At 39.4% G+C, this 12,014-nt stretch carries 13 protein-coding genes and 1 pseudogene; 1 reads left to right on the forward strand and 13 read right to left on the reverse strand.

The window, feature by feature from the left end; translation table 11 throughout:
• Positions 1 to 140 precede the first annotated feature (140 nt).
• The 4 genes from AB5Z52_RS08330 to AB5Z52_RS08345 all read right to left on the reverse strand — a co-directional run bounded on the left by AB5Z52_RS08330 (position 141) and on the right by AB5Z52_RS08345 (position 1,590).
• A complete protein-coding gene (locus AB5Z52_RS08330; RefSeq protein WP_137264401.1) occupies positions 141 to 491 on the reverse strand; it encodes a DUF2200 domain-containing protein in 351 nt (116 codons plus the stop codon).
• A gap of 89 nt (positions 492 to 580) precedes the next feature.
• Positions 581 to 865, reverse strand: a complete 285-nt coding sequence (locus tag AB5Z52_RS08335; protein ID WP_005473131.1) for a hypothetical protein — start codon at positions 863 to 865, stop codon at positions 581 to 583.
• Complete coding sequence (locus AB5Z52_RS08340) at positions 862 to 1,140, reverse strand: hypothetical protein (protein ID WP_005473132.1); 279 nt, start codon at positions 1,138 to 1,140, stop codon at positions 862 to 864. Before AB5Z52_RS08340 ends, AB5Z52_RS08335 begins: the two co-directional genes overlap by 4 nt.
• An 87-nt stretch (positions 1,141 to 1,227) precedes the next feature.
• Positions 1,228 to 1,590 carry a hypothetical protein gene (locus AB5Z52_RS08345; protein WP_029486803.1) on the reverse strand — a complete coding sequence of 121 codons (363 nt, stop codon included), beginning with the start codon at positions 1,588 to 1,590 and terminating at the stop codon, positions 1,228 to 1,230.
• A gap of 313 nt (positions 1,591 to 1,903) precedes the next feature.
• Between AB5Z52_RS08345 and AB5Z52_RS08350 the strand changes: the two genes are divergently transcribed.
• Complete coding sequence (locus AB5Z52_RS08350) at positions 1,904 to 2,140, forward strand: glutaredoxin domain-containing protein (RefSeq protein WP_003126571.1); 237 nt, start codon at positions 1,904 to 1,906, stop codon at positions 2,138 to 2,140.
• 806 nt (positions 2,141 to 2,946) lie between these two features.
• On the opposite strand, the gene AB5Z52_RS08355 is transcribed toward AB5Z52_RS08350, so the two are convergent.
• The 9 genes and pseudogenes from AB5Z52_RS08355 to AB5Z52_RS08395 form a co-directional block, all read right to left on the reverse strand.
• Positions 2,947 to 3,801: a sce7725 family protein gene (locus AB5Z52_RS08355; protein ID WP_005473135.1), complete on the reverse strand. Its 855-nt coding sequence runs from the start codon at positions 3,799 to 3,801 to the stop codon at positions 2,947 to 2,949.
• A gap of 4 nt (positions 3,802 to 3,805) precedes the next feature.
• Complete coding sequence (locus tag AB5Z52_RS08360) at positions 3,806 to 4,480, reverse strand: hypothetical protein (protein ID WP_117474652.1); 675 nt, start codon at positions 4,478 to 4,480, stop codon at positions 3,806 to 3,808.
• Between the two features lie 92 nt (positions 4,481 to 4,572).
• Entirely contained in the window at positions 4,573 to 6,207 is a 1,635-nt protein-coding gene (locus AB5Z52_RS08365) for a hypothetical protein (protein ID WP_041120117.1), read from the reverse strand.
• Positions 6,191 to 6,910 carry an ATP-binding cassette domain-containing protein gene (locus tag AB5Z52_RS08370; protein ID WP_005473137.1) on the reverse strand — a complete coding sequence of 240 codons (720 nt, stop codon included), beginning with the start codon at positions 6,908 to 6,910 and terminating at the stop codon, positions 6,191 to 6,193. Before AB5Z52_RS08370 ends, AB5Z52_RS08365 begins: the two co-directional genes overlap by 17 nt.
• 165 nt (positions 6,911 to 7,075) lie before the next feature.
• Positions 7,076 to 7,258, reverse strand: coding sequence for a hypothetical protein (locus tag AB5Z52_RS08375; RefSeq protein WP_003126577.1), 183 nt, complete (start codon positions 7,256 to 7,258; stop codon positions 7,076 to 7,078).
• A 627-nt stretch (positions 7,259 to 7,885) separates the two neighbouring features.
• Positions 7,886 to 10,156 (reverse strand): AAA family ATPase, encoded by a 2,271-nt coding sequence (locus AB5Z52_RS08380; protein WP_368243482.1) that lies wholly within the window; start codon positions 10,154 to 10,156, stop codon positions 7,886 to 7,888.
• A 16-nt stretch (positions 10,157 to 10,172) separates the two neighbouring features.
• A complete protein-coding gene (locus AB5Z52_RS08385) occupies positions 10,173 to 10,652 on the reverse strand; it encodes a DUF6530 family protein (protein ID WP_003126580.1) in 480 nt (159 codons plus the stop codon).
• A 210-nt stretch (positions 10,653 to 10,862) separates the two neighbouring features.
• A complete protein-coding gene (locus AB5Z52_RS08390) occupies positions 10,863 to 11,711 on the reverse strand; it encodes a DegV family protein (RefSeq protein ID WP_005473140.1) in 849 nt (282 codons plus the stop codon).
• A gap of 96 nt (positions 11,712 to 11,807) precedes the next feature.
• Positions 11,808 to 12,014, reverse strand: a pseudogene (locus AB5Z52_RS08395) (LytR family transcriptional regulator); the annotation flags it as partial.

Consider the following 12,014-nt stretch of genomic DNA (forward strand, 5'->3'; position numbering starts at 1 on the left):
GACTGAAGTTAAATAAAAAAATCCGTCGGACAGGAATGCCCAACGGATCGAAGCAAACGATTTGCCCCTGCCAAGGTAGTCTCATTTATACGTAATGGACCAATGAAACGCAATAATTATAGAATAGGACCACTTAAAAACTATCCTCGCAAAATTTTTTCAATTGTTTTTCCTCTGGCTAATTCATCAATCAATTTATCCAAGTATCGAATTTCTTGCATTAAAGGTTCCTTGATCTCTTCTACACGAACGCCACAGATAACTCCTTTGATCATTTTTCTTTTCGGATTCAAGTCAGGCGCCTCTGCGAAGAAACGTTCCATTGAAACTTCTTCTGCTAATTGTCGGGACAGACCTTCTTTCGAATAACCAGTTAACCAAAAAATAATCTGATCCACTTCATCTTGGGTACGATTTTTGCGCTCCGCCTTCTGTACATAGAGGGGATAGACACTTGCAAAAGACATGGTGTATATGCGCGGATTTTCCATTTTTTACCTCCGTTGAAAATGTTTTCTTGATCTATAGTATACCATGAATGAAAAGAAGAATGATTGGTTGGTATCTCACAGAAAAAAGATCAGAGAATGATCTGTCGATCTTCTTCACGAAACCCATAGACCTTTTGTCGTTCTTCACCGTCCCAATAGAGCAAAGGTAAGTTTTTGTGCAACATTAAACTCGTATAAAGTTCTTTGATGGATAGTGGGGGACGATTAGGTTCAAAAAATAAAATCAAGTTCCCAGAAGCATCTTGTGCAATCGTCGTGAAAGGGACCAAGGTTTCCTTACGGCTTAAGTAAATTCCCTGATACTCTTGTTGTGTCGTTGTCGTTAATGCTGTCAGCAAATCCCGCGCTCTCATGAAAGAACCGCCTTTCCTCGTTGTTGAGACAATTGTTCGATGTCCATCATAATTTTCGTTTTCCCCCGAACAGCATATTTACGGACAATAAATTGCTTGCGCGCATTCCACTCGCCAACAGCCACCAAAGACATGCCTTCCGTGACATCTGCTAAAAAAGATAAGCTATGGCGATTGATCAAACAATTCGTCGTTCCTACTGTAAAACGGACGAGGGGAGAAGAAGTAAACGTCAGCAATCGAATCTTTGTCACTGTTCCTTTAATCGTTTGCATAGGGGAAACCTCCTTTAAAAAAATAGATTTGCACATTCCGTAAAAAACTTTCCGATAGTACGCTTGTCGTGGCTCATCGCCTACGATTCATTCATCCAGTGCGAACCATTTCGTCTCTTCGAAAAAGGAAATATGCCGGATCTCATCGTAATGTACTTTACGTCCATCAATATAAATGCCTAAAGAATCGTAGCTTTGGATCATGCCGACCACGTCAGGAGGGTAGAGACCGTCTTCATTGACTTCTTCACATTGGATCGCTACTGCTCGACTTTTGATCCTAGCTAAAGTCAACACTTCATTGATCTCTTCGCTAGTCATGGCTGGCTTTGCAGGCCACACAAAGTGACGCTGGCGCTCATCCTGTCCGACTTCTGTTGTATGTTCCGATAGAAAGAATCCCTGCCATTTTAATTTTTTTCGATCTTCGTAGGGTTGGAGCATGCCCATAAGAATCACCTCTCACCACTATAATACAAACATTCGTTCGCATTTGTAAAGCGAACAGTTCTTTAAATTTTGCCCCAAAAATAGATAGGAGTGAGGGCGATCTTAAACTCAAACAGGACAGGGATGGATAGATACACTTTTTTAATGACTTTTATCAGCAAAATCTTTTTCCCTCAACTCACATCAGGTCAGTAGTAAACCAATTTATTTATATGTTGATGAGTAAAGATTATTGAATTAAACAAGAATTAAATTTACAATAAAAATAACATAAAAACCAATAAAAATAAAAAGGATGGAGAAATAATATTATATGATAACGCTTTATTGCAAAACTAATTGTATTCAATGCAAAAAGACAAAATTATTTTTAGACGCTCATCGAATCCCATATATCGAAAAGAACATTGAAGAAAAAGAAGAATTTCGCGAAGAAGTGAAACTATACGGATTCCAGTCCGTACCAGTTTTAATCCCTAATGCCTCAACTGGTTTGAACCCGTGGTTTGGCTTTCACCCAGATGAATTAAGAAAACTCAAACAGAAATGATCGTCGCAGCCGCCAGACACAACCACAGAAATGCATTTTATAACAATCGATCGCTATTTTTTGAAGTAAACTCAAGAATTGATTTTAAGGAAATTAACTCAGCTTAATCTGATACCTGATAAACTTATAAACGAAACATATACAGCAATAGCAACAATTTTATGAAATCAAACAAATGAGTCACTTAGTAACAAACGAAAGATCTTAATGACGAGACCCAATCAAATGAAATCGATGTATTAAACTAGTGATCAGTGACATACACCAAGACAATACATCAACTAGCAGCCAAATAAACACCAATGACAGGAAAATTGGCGAATCGTTGTTGATTTCAACATTCATAAGGGGAAAAAGACAGCGAGAGAGGGTCAAAATGCAAAAATCAAAAACATTTTGAACCGTCTTTTTCCAAATATAACTTTGTATAATATATATTATGTAAACTAAAATAAATAATTTTTAAAGTTCTGAAAAAATCTGGTGAATTTACTTCTCCCCCCTCTGATTGAGCTGTATTTTTCCTTAAAAACAGCGATTTTTCTTAAAGTGAACCATTTTGAGTAAAAAATGAGTCTTTGCCGCGCAGATTGATGATTTTTATGTATTGAATGCCAGTATTGTACAGTTGGCTTCCTAAAACAAATTTTAGCGTGCTTCAGCTGCTTATTAGGATTTTTGATGCATGACTGATTGGTGATTTCAGTGATGATTGAACTGCAACCAAAATCTATGATTGTAGCTGCAGTTAGATTTCAGCTCCTGAGAGAAACTTTTCTTTATATGACTGATGACATAACTAACAATCATGTAAAATGATAACGGCTGATTAATTCCAAGTGGTTCATGACAGCAGCTTTCCGCAAAACACCCATACCTGGAAACTTATCCTTTTTGTATGCTTCAAGTAATAACTCTAAGCCTGATGTTTGAGTTGGATAGATTTCTTCATGTTGCAAAACTTGTGACATGAGCTGTAGAAACTTTTCTTTTTGAGTTTCTAATGATTCGTCCGAAACAAAATGAGTGATTCGCAACTTCTGCTGCTGATCAATAAATAGCCAGTGTAAAACAATTGTTTTAGAGGGATAACTATGTGCATAATAGATTTTGCTGTCGATAGAAAAATCACTATAGCCGGAAAATCCTTGCTGCTCGTAGTGCTGATAAACGGTTGGTAACACTTCTTCTGGTACTTCCTGATAGAAGCTGTTTCTAGGCAGTCTAGTAAAAAAATCATGCATGAGAATCTTTGGTCCCTGGATTTTTTTCAATAAACGGAATTCTTGTCCAACTAAGATCGGTGTCTGATTTTTACTCCAGTCACTGGCCAACGCTGGAGCAGATCCATGAACAACCCAAAGGTCCGGCTGACAGTCAATGGTTTCAATTGGCTGATCGATGATATAGGCTTTAGCGTTAGGCAGTGTTTGTAATAAACGACTTCCTTCTTCCGTCAGAAAGTCCCCCGCCTGTGGATTGACGATAACAAAAAAAGGATGCGCTTTTTTCTGAAACAGCTCAACTGTATCCCAAAAAGTCTTGGATTGCCGGATAGGCTCAATGACGGGTTGAACTTCTAAAGACAGCTGTTCCATTTCTAATAGACTTTTTAATGCCAACAAGTCAAATTGTTTGCCGCGAAAATATGGATAATACATAGTGCTACTCCTTTTCTTGTGTCAAAAAACGCTGTTCCAATTCGAAATAAGCTTCTCGCGTTGCAACCAGTTCTTCTTTTAGCGCTTCAATAGCTTGTAGCTGCGTATCTTCAATAAAACGGTCGTAGTAATTGACCCCGCCGCCAAATAAATCGTATTCTGGTTCCCTTTTCTTTAGTTCTTTGTACAATCGTTCCGTCGAGAAAACGCGCAAACCTCGTGCTGTTTGCTTGGCCTTCCCCACTTCTCGTGCTTGTGCAGAGATCAAACGATACAACAATGCGTTTTCGTTGACGAGTAAAGATTGCCGCTGCGGTTTTTTCTCGACGCTAAAATAACCAGGGCTCCCCTTTTCTTGATCAGAAAATGCATGGTAAACCAATACACCGATGGCAGCAGGAATCTCTTCCTTGACCTTTACATATAATGCATGCGGCAAAACAAAATAATTATAATGCCCAATAAATGACAGCTTCGCTTTTGAACGAAAATCCGCTAGGCTGACTTTTAATTCATAACAGCGCCATTCAAACAAATTTTCTGGTGTTAAGCGACAACTTAGAGTATCAACGATTCCTTGATCGTCCGGCATGATTACCTCTTCGATGACAATATCACTGTTTTCGCGACAGTAATAATAAAGGGCTTCTTCCATTTCAAGAGTCAACGTAGTTTTCATCTGACTAGACCCTCCTATTCACAACTTTCTCTCATTATAAAACATATGTTCGCATTTGTGAATAGGTTTTATAATGCAGTCCTGATTCTCTCCTATTCTTTGATTTTAAAGGTCTTCGGCGCGAAGCGAATGATTAGTACATATCCGACAAAAACATAGAGTAATAAGACCATTGAGACAACGATCGAGTAAGCAAATCCAGAAACATGCAGGCGCAGGTTGATATAGCTGATCCAATACAATACTCCACTGACAAATTTGTAGACCGGATTGACCACTCTCATATCTCCAGTAAAAGGTTGTAGCAAGTAATAGATAAATAATTCATGAAATGAGAACAATGCTGTCAAACTCGTCAATAATAAAAATAAGACCCCAATGAAATACCAGCTAGCTTGCAATCCATTTAGCAAGTCCCATAATAAGAAGCCGACAAAAATACTACCCGCAAAGACTCCGTTGTAAAACATTGATTTGATAAAACGGTAATTAAACCCACTGAGGATCGTTTCTTTCTCCCGATAAAAAGGATAGTAAAGCATGGAGATGTCACAGTTAACAAAAACCATTTGGACGATTGCTTTTCCCAATGAACCAAAATACATAACTAAAAATAGAGCTGGCAGTAGTGCTGTCAGATCCTCTTCATTAGGATATGGAACAATCTTCAAAAAGGATAATAAAATCAATCCTAGAAATAGAATAGACACAATACCGACACGGTTCAGCAATTTTTTGCGCAACAGTTTACGGTATCTTTGAAAGAGCAATCCGTTGAGGTATTCTGATCCTTGCAAATGAGTGAGTGGCTTCTCCTGATCCAAAGAAAGTTTTTTCTGCATTTCAATCCCTTCATTGAGATATTGACTTGAATCTGAACTGATGGTTTCTAGCACACTAAATTGCTGATAGCTTTTTTCAACAGAATAAAGGAAAAAATCATTTTCTTGTGTAAAGTGTTTTAGGTAGTAAAAACAGCCAGTGCCGGCAATCAGAAAGAACGCCAAAAGTCCCAACCCGAATGTCATAGTTGGAATAATCTGTTGAAGCAATAAGCCGTAGAGCGACGCTAAAATCAGCATAGATATGGCTAGTCGCCAACCGATGCGCCAGCCACTGCCCCATTGCTTTTGGAATCCCCAGCGAATTAGACTGGCAGCTGCCACACAAGCAAAGCCAGCACCAAAGATACCAACGAGGGTCAGCCAACTATTGCCAGCAAAAAAGCTGTACAACAAAAATGCTGGTAGATAATAAATAATGGATTGGATCGTCTTAAAGAAAAGATTCATTCGCAAATACTGTCGTTTTGACACCATGAAGTAATCCGTGAATTCAATCGCTTTTTGATCTAATGTAAATGAGAACAAAGAAAAAAAATTGCTGGCTAGTGCAACGACCACTAGCCAAGTATAAAAACCAGCAATCATTATTTGTTCTTCAAACTGATCAAAAGAGCCAAATAAATTCTCCCAACCATGAAAAGCAACCAAGGCAATTGCATAATAAAAAAGCAGCCAAATAATTTTTGTGAAAAATGGCAAGATCAAGCGCAAGCTAAATAATACAGTAAAAAGCATTTTTTTGAGACCGTATTGCCCATAAAGATCATGGGGAAGATGTTTTCCAATCAAAGGAATTTTGGTCAAAAAATAGAGAAATCCATTCGCTTTCGTTGAAAAAATCGTCTCTTCATAAAGCCAATAAAGTTTAATCCATTGCAGCATCGGGCTCCCCCTCCGTCAGCAAAGTAACGATTTCTTTCTCAAAATCTGGTTCATGAATGTGAGAAGGATCAATCCCGGTCAATTGATGATTATTTAGTAGGACCACTTCATCACATAAATCTTGTGCAAGCTGTAAAATATGAGTGGAAAACAGTATGATCGAATCCTCTTTTGCTGATCGGATCATTTGTTTGATTTCATGGGCAGCTACAACATCGAAAGAGGTCAATGGTTCATCAAACAACATGATTGGTGGCTGCACCATCAAAGAAAGAAGCATTTGTACTTTGTTTTTCATGCCATGGGAATAATCTTTCATTAAACGATGCTGCTCTTCTGAAGAAATTCCTACAGACATTAAAAATTCTTCTGGAGAAAGCGACTGTTTGATGCGCTCCCGATTGACATCCATAAAAAAGCGCAAAAACTCAATCGCCGTCATAAAACCTGGCAGATGCGGTTGCGTGAATGTAAATCCGACATCTGTATTTTCATAGGTTCGTTGATTGCCGTCTTCAACTAAATAAATACTCCCGCTATCAACGGTCATATTCCGAGCGATACATTGGAATAACGTCGTTTTCCCTGCCCCATTGCGCCCTAAAATACCATAGATTTTTCCGGTTTCAAATTGATAACTTGCCTGATCAAAAATTTGTTTCTTGTCAAAGCTTTTGGAAATAGCATTGATCTCTAAAAACAAAAAAACACCCCTTCTCTTTAAAAACAAAGATTATTAACTAGAGATCCCGCTTGCAAGGTTTTCTAAGTGAAACGATTTACGTTGGTAGCCGTCATCATCTTAGCAAGCAAGTGCAAACGAGACTCGTTCATTTTTTTCTCATCGATAGAACATTATCCTTTCACATCAACTTACTTCATGGCGATTGACGATTTCAGACAACCGGCTCCTGTAGCCAAGCCAACAGCCTAGGACCCCTAGCAGACCAATTAGTAAATGCCATGCCCAAGATATCACTGAAGAACCGCTATTCAGTAATCCAGCAGGCAACTGATAAAAACTGGCTAAAATCATGAAAGGCTCGTTCAAAAACAATCCCACCTAATGAATCGCCAATCTAAAAAGCCAAACCAATCCCGTTCAAGGAAAAAAGAGTCTCCTCGATAGCCATCAAATGAAGCGATTGTCCTACTAAAAATCGGATCGTCACGGATTTTTCCCCTTCGGAAAAAAGGAATTGTTTGTCACATGAACGACTATATAGGAAAAAGATAACTGCCATGCCGATCCATAGAATACCGACCACCCCTAGGAAAATAAGGAGTAAAAAGAGCCAACTTTGAAAAGAACTGTCTTGTGAAGTCTGTTTTGAACGCCGTTCAAGAGCATACCAACGAAAAAAAAGAATGTCCACTTTTCACAAAAAAATAAGAGCGAACTCACAAATGTAAATAGTCCATAACTCATCCACAATGTTCTTCTTCGAATGTTCTTCTTCGAATGAAATAAGCTCCTGCAGTAGAGAAAGGATAGATATAACGCCAATTCAAAGTCATTGTTGTTCCTCCTTTGTGATCAGTTTAGCATACGAAGCAGAAATTGAAAACGTTCGTTTAATTTAGTTTACATATTCTTTTTATAAGAAACAAATAACATCCGCCTCCCACTTCTATGCAAGACGGATGTTATTTAAAAAGCAGCCGAATGAATCGTAATTTAGAAATAACGGCTGATCAGTGTTAGTAATTGTTTGGGAAATTCTTTAAGATTGCTGATATCGATATATCTTTCCGCGCCATAGATTTCTTTGATGACGTCTTTGTCTTGTCCGATGGCAGCGGACAAAAAGATGAGTTCCTGGCGTTCATACTCTTTGATGACTGCTTGAATATCCGCTTTCGCCTTATTGCCCGTATAATCTGGCATCGCCTTTGGCTGACCATCACTAATCGTCAATAGTAATTTTGTCGTAGCAGATTGTTGGGAAAGTTTTTCAGCTAGTACCCGCAGCACTGCCCCATCACGATTGTTTTGTCGGGGTTGAAGAGACATCAGCTTTGCCGGCACATAATCAAAAGGTTCAGCAAATTCCTTATAAGAATAGAGAGAAGTCTTCTCTCGTACAGACAAATCGGCTGTGTCGCCATAAATCATCAGCGGGAGATCTAGGCGCTGTGCAAACGCACTCACTGCGAGTGCAGCTTGTTGTGCAGCGGTGATCCGTCCCTCCCGTACCATGGACCCTGATTCATCGATTCGTAAAGCGATCGCTAATGAAGGCTGTTCATGAGGAGGATTTTTCTTATCAAATGTTCGAAAGTCGCCATAAGCAACACGACTTGCATCAAAGCGTGTCCCGCTATATTTTCCTTTGCCATAAGAAGAAGCTGCTTCATTTTCTAATAATTCAAGCAACTGTTTTGTTATTGTTTCAACCACCGGCAACAACGGTGCTAGAAGTTGTTGGGCTTTCTGAGAAGCATTTTCTTGGAGTTTTGGCCGATGCACAATCAATCCTTCTTTCGCATGGATAGATTGTTTTAGCGCTTGCCGCGCTTCTTGATTTGCTTGTTTTCTTACTTCTTTATCCAATTGCCTGAATTCTTCGATCGAAAGATGCTGACTGGAAGGTTCTTGAGCAGATTGTTCACTTCCTTCCTTTGTGTGTCCCTCATCAGACGAATGTTGGCTCTCTAAAGAGTCTCCATCTATAGTGTCTTGAGGCACCGCTTCCTGATTATCTTGGTTTGTTTCCTGTGTATCTAGCACCTCAGGTGTCTCCAGTGTCTCTGCTGTTTTTTCAGTACTAGCTGCTGTCCCCATCTGCAAGGATGCTTCTTCAATATTTCGCGCATCCGCCTCTTCAGCAGATACGATGCGTCCATGTATTGGTTGTCGATGACTCATTTTCTGTCCTTGATACAAACGTCTTAGCTCTAAGAGCAATTCTGATTGATCGAGGGCTTCTTGCAGCAGACGCAATTCGTCTGGATCTGTCGTTAACTTGTATAAGACTTTGACCGCTAACGTATTTAAAGGTGATTGCCCATTTTTAACCGTATTCAGCCAATAAAAATAAGATCGCATACCAGCCACACCCTTGATGGCATTTGCTCGTGCAGAAGTATCGAGAAGTCGAATAATCTCTGCCATTTTGCTAGCGATCGCTTGATCTTGAAAGCCGGTTTTAGCAAGTCCCCGTGCGACCATCACAGATAGTTCAGGAAGGTCCATTTTTTCCGCATGTTGCATCCGATCTCTAAGAGATTCATTCAATGGACGATTGCCCTGATAGTTCCGATTTGTTGTGATAATGACGACACAATCCGGATGGCGCCTGACAACGCCAGTTGGCAGATTCAGCATCCCATTTTGCTCCAATGCAGAGTTGAGAGCGACGAGTACCGAGGCATCCCGGATGACTGTTGGTTCTTGGATTTCTAATAGATACCCTTTTTCCATCGCACGAACGATTTCCGAAGGATAAAATTTATAATGAACGACATCGGTCGTATCTATTTCTTCAAGTCGTCGAATCAAGTCTGCTAATTTTTCTCGGGCACCCTCACTGGTGAGCGAATAGTGATCCGCAATCACTTGAATGACCTGATCTAAGCTATTACTCAAATAGATCGCTTCTAACAATTCACTGTCTTCTTCTTGATCTGTTGCTACGATCGGCAACAATGCACCAAAAACATCTGATTTATCCATATCAGCAAAACAGGTGATTTTGGTATAAGGCAATTGAAGATCATAGGAGAGAGCTTTGGCTAATTGCGTTTTTCCAGAGCCAGCATCTCTTTCCAATAAAACATTGAAAATCTTCATCTCTGGATCTTGCCAGTTTAGCTTGATTTCTTGAGCGATCCGCAGTTCTTCTTGACTTGTCTGATGACTCGCTGGTTTTTTCCAAATCATTTGCTGTTCTAACTTGCTGAACTGTCGACCTTCTGTCAAAGTAAAAGGGGTACGATTGATCCCCATGTAGATTCCTCCTTTCTTAATAGCCCAATTCGTTTAACAACCGACTTAAAATTCGAAAACGTTCACCGATCAATTCACCATCTTTTTGCAAGGCATCATAGAACAATAGAATATCCTCATCAATTTTAGGATTGTCTGTATCAACTTCTACTGTCATCCGATTTCCTTGCAGTCCAATAATATCGATGAGTGGGTTTTCTGGATCATAAAACTTTTCATGACGATAGGCATCTTGAAAATAGAGGCTAGATTGCGCGACAAGGATCGCTAAGTCAAGAATCCGTGATAATGGGAGTTCTTCTGATTGACGAGACCACTTTTCCCCCGTGTGCCGCCATACTTTCCCTGAGATATCTACCTTTCCTCGATCATTCCATTGTGCCAGACCCAACGATAAGCCTTTCGCATCCGTATGAAGCGCATAGCGTCCATCTACTGTATCATAGTCTTCAACTTTGATGACGGGTTTGTGTTTTAAGTTTTCTGGTATTTTCATTTTCCATCCTCCTGTTTAGTAATTTACTAAAGTAGTAATTGGATTAAGTATAGTCAGTGTGAATCGGATAAACAAGCAAGATGCTTTTAAAGCAAAAAAATACCCATGTGACCAGAAACTAGCAAAAGGAATCCCTTGACAAGCTTCTAAGTAACATAGGTATTTTTATAAAAATCAAATAATTGCATAGGAATAAATAACTCACTTTTATTATTGCGCTGCGATGGCAATCCCAATCGCTTTTTCACCCAAATGAGAACCAATCACAGGACCAAAATGACCCACTTCGATTTCGGCATCAGGGTATTTCTTTTGCAGCTTTGCTTTTTCCTCTAAAGCCACAGACAAGTTATTGGCATGGATCACATAGAATTTCACTGGGTAAGCGATTTCTGATTCTCTTTGACCAATAATGTCTTCTGCGCGATTAAAAGCTTTTTTACTGGAACGAATCTTCTCATAAAGCACGATTTTTCCTTCGTCAAAAGTCAAGATCGGTTTGATCTTCAATAATCCGCCGATCAATGCAGCACCATTTGTTAAACGTCCGCCTCGCACGAGATTGTTTAAGTCATCTACGATCAAATAAGCATACGTATTATCGCGGATGCGATCGATGTGGGTCACGATCTCTTCAATGGTTTTGCCTTGTTGGTTCAGATCCAACGCAGCTTCTACCATATGTCCCATTGGCATGCTGGTGATTTTAGAATCATAGGGAATAACCCGCGCGCCTTTGATATCATCTTTGATACCATATAACGTATTGATAAAGCCAGAAATGCCGCTAGAAAGGTGAATACTTAAGATCGTATCATAACCTTTCTGGGCAAGGGTTTCGTATAATGCAATCACTTCACCAAGGACAGGTTGAGAAGTTTTAGGAAATTCTTTACTGTTTTTCAGCAAAGAGTAATATTCATCTGGCTGAATGTCGATCCCTTCGTTATAGCTTTTTCCATCTAAAATAACAGGTATTGGGATAACGAACAAGTCAGCGTGATCCTGGATGCGTTCAGGCAAGTAAGCTGTACTGTCAGTAACAACGGCTAATTTCATTTCTTTTCCTCGTTTCAACATATTTCAAACGTCATTAATAATATAGCATAAACCAGTAAGCTTTCAAAACTCTTTTCAAAAAGTTTTCAGTTAAACTTACTGATTTAAGAAACTTTCGATGGCTTGTTTATTGGTATCAAAGTTGATGACCAGCACACTTCCTGCTTCATAGGTTGAGCCATACTGCCATGAATCATCGACAGGAACAGTTAAGCGATCAATGCCCCCTACGCCTTTGGCAATCGAAAATGTGTTTCTCAGCAAGAAGCTAACTGGCAGATTAGTAGAAGCATACCCTAGGAC

It is taken from the genome of Enterococcus sp. RTP21361st1_A6_RTP21361_211029 (assembly GCF_040910045.1).
In the GTDB taxonomy this organism is placed as follows: Bacteria; Bacillota; Bacilli; order Lactobacillales; family Enterococcaceae; genus Enterococcus_D; species Enterococcus_D gallinarum.

Excerpts from the sequence above, each read along its gene's own strand:
- AB5Z52_RS08330 (WP_137264401.1), bottom strand. The coding sequence starts at position 491 with ATGGAAAATCCGCGCATATACACCATGTCTTTTGCAAGTGTCTATCCC.
- AB5Z52_RS08335 (WP_005473131.1), bottom strand. The coding sequence starts at position 865 with ATGAGAGCGCGGGATTTGCTGACAGCATTAACGACAACGACACAACAA.
- AB5Z52_RS08340 (WP_005473132.1), bottom strand. The coding sequence starts at position 1,140 with ATGCAAACGATTAAAGGAACAGTGACAAAGATTCGATTGCTGACGTTT.
- AB5Z52_RS08345 (WP_029486803.1), bottom strand. The coding sequence starts at position 1,590 with ATGGGCATGCTCCAACCCTACGAAGATCGAAAAAAATTAAAATGGCAG.
- AB5Z52_RS08350 (WP_003126571.1), top strand. The coding sequence starts at position 1,904 with ATGATAACGCTTTATTGCAAAACTAATTGTATTCAATGCAAAAAGACA.
- AB5Z52_RS08355 (WP_005473135.1), bottom strand. The coding sequence starts at position 3,801 with ATGTATTATCCATATTTTCGCGGCAAACAATTTGACTTGTTGGCATTA.
- AB5Z52_RS08360 (WP_117474652.1), bottom strand. The coding sequence starts at position 4,480 with ATGAAAACTACGTTGACTCTTGAAATGGAAGAAGCCCTTTATTATTAC.
- AB5Z52_RS08365 (WP_041120117.1), bottom strand. The coding sequence starts at position 6,207 with ATGCTGCAATGGATTAAACTTTATTGGCTTTATGAAGAGACGATTTTT.
- AB5Z52_RS08380 (WP_368243482.1), bottom strand. The coding sequence starts at position 10,156 with ATGGGGATCAATCGTACCCCTTTTACTTTGACAGAAGGTCGACAGTTC.
- AB5Z52_RS08385 (WP_003126580.1), bottom strand. The coding sequence starts at position 10,652 with ATGAAAATACCAGAAAACTTAAAACACAAACCCGTCATCAAAGTTGAA.
- AB5Z52_RS08390 (WP_005473140.1), bottom strand. The coding sequence starts at position 11,711 with ATGAAATTAGCCGTTGTTACTGACAGTACAGCTTACTTGCCTGAACGC.